At 70.6% G+C, this 1,182-nt stretch carries 2 protein-coding genes; both read left to right on the top strand.

The window, feature by feature from the left end:
* Positions 1 to 242 (top strand): ABC transporter permease (locus tag ACQKIP_RS47865; protein ID WP_427745916.1); only part of this gene is annotated, 242 nt, incomplete at its 5' end.
* Positions 239 to 1,182: MCE family protein (locus tag ACQKIP_RS47860; protein ID WP_427745915.1), on the top strand; the 944-nt coding region annotated here is incomplete at its 3' end. The genes ACQKIP_RS47865 and ACQKIP_RS47860, both read left to right, overlap by 4 nt.

Here is a 1,182-nt window from a genome sequence, read left to right as displayed (position 1 = left end):
ACTTCAACCTCTTCCTGGTACCGACCGACGTCCTGTTGTCCTTCCTCAAGGTGCTCGTCTTCAGCGTGCTCGTGATCCTCGCGCACTGTTACTACGGCTTCCGCGCCTCGGGCGGACCCGCCGGGGTCGGGGTCGCCGTAGGCCGCTCGGTGCGCACCGCGATCGTCCTCATCAGCGTCACCGACTTCTTCCTCAGCCTTGCCCTGTGGGGCGCCACGACCACCGTGAAGGTCGCCGGATGAGCGCCCCGCCGCAGACCCGGACCCGCCCGGCCGCACCGCCGGTGACCCGCACGCGCCCCACCGAGGGCGCCCTCGCCCGCCGCAGACGGCTGGCCGGAGTGGTGTACCTCGTGGTGCCCGCCCTGCTGGTGTGGCTGTCGGTCGCCGTGTACGACAAGGAGTTCACCGACTCCGCGACCGTCATTGTCGAGACGGGGCGCGCCGGCAGCGAGATGCACCCCAGCGCGGAGGTCAAACTGCGCGGCGTCGTCGTCGGCGAAGTCGAGAAGATCGACACGGGCGGCCGCACCGCGCGGCTCACCCTCGCTCTTCAGCCCGACAAGATCGGCCGGGTTCCGTCCGACGTCCGGGCCCAGTTGCTGCCGACCACCCTGTTCGGGCAGCGGTACGTGGCCCTCGTACCGCCCGAGAAGCCCTCGGCACGCCCGCTCGCCGCAGGCAGCGTCATCCCGCAGGACCGCAGCCGCAGCGCCGTCGAGCTGGAGCAGGTCCTCGACAATCTGCTGCCCCTGCTGACCGCCGTGCAGCCGGAGAAACTCTCGGCCACACTGTCCGCCCTCGCCGGGGCCCTCGAAGGGCGGGGCGAGAAGATCGGTGACTCGCTGGTGGAGCTGAACGGCTACCTGAAGGACTTCAACCCGCACCTGCCCTCCCTCAACCGGGACATCGAGCAACTCGTCGAGCTGAGCGACACCTATGCCGATGCGGCCCCCGACCTGGTCGACGCGCTGCACGACGCCACCACCACGAGCGCCACCATCGCCGCCCGGCGAGCCGAGCTGTCCACGCTGTACGCGTCGGTCACCAGCAGCTCGCAGGAGACCGGAAGCTGGCTGCGCGGCAACCGGGCCAACCTCATCAGGCTGACCGCCACCAGCCGCCCGACCCTGGAGATCCTCGCGCGGTACGCGCCCGCCTTCCCCTGCACCCTGAGCACGGT

The sequence above is a fragment of the Streptomyces sp. NPDC059900 genome (assembly GCF_050270335.1).
Lineage (GTDB): Bacteria > Actinomycetota > Actinomycetes > Streptomycetales > Streptomycetaceae > Streptomyces.
The sequence above is the reverse complement of the archived record's forward strand: the minus strand, read 5'-3'. Positions and strand labels throughout refer to the sequence as shown.